Origin of the sequence: Streptococcus sp. S784/96/1 (genome assembly GCF_902729355.1) — a bacterium.
GTDB classification, from domain to species: Bacteria; Bacillota; Bacilli; order Lactobacillales; family Streptococcaceae; genus Streptococcus; species Streptococcus caledonicus.
The window spans coordinates 1-612 of sequence record NZ_CACVCC010000082.1; the positions used below are offsets into that span (position 1 = coordinate 1).

Consider the following 612-nt stretch of genomic DNA (forward strand, 5'->3'; position numbering starts at 1 on the left):
CTTCTAGGCCTGGCAATTCTGGTGTGCGGCCATGAAGACCAATGATATCGCCTTCGCGTTCACCTGATAGACCTGGTAATTCTGGCGTACGACCGCTAAGGCCGTCATTTTCGCGCTCGCCTGATAGACCTGGAAGACCCGGTGTACGACCGCTAAGGCCGTCATTTTCTCGCTCGCCTTCTAGGCCTGGTAATTCTGGCGTGCGACCGCTAAGGCCGTCATTTTCTCGCTCGCCTTCTAGACCTGGTAATTCTGGTGTGCGGCCACTAAGACCGTCATTTTCTCGCTCGCCTTCTAGGCCTGGTAATTCTGGTGTGCGGCCATGAAGTCCAATGATATCACCTTCGCGTTCACCTGATAGACCTGGGAGGGCTGGTGTACGACCGCTAAGGCCGTCATTTTCGCGTTCACCTGATAGACCTGGAAGACCCGGTGTACGGCCGCTAAGACCGTCATTTTCTCGCTCGCCTTCTAAGCCTGGTAATTCTGGCGTGCGACCGCTAAGACCGTCATTTTCTCGCTCGCCTTCTAGGCCTGGCAATTCTGGTGTGCGGCCATGAAGACCAATAATATCGCCTTCGCGTTCACCTGATAGACCTGGGAGGTCTGGTG

1 pseudogene is annotated in these 612 nt (G+C 55.2%); it reads right to left on the minus strand.

Annotation, left to right across the window (positions count from 1 at the left end):
- Window positions 1-612: pseudogene (locus tag GZ996_RS11675) on the minus strand (hypothetical protein); the annotation flags it as partial.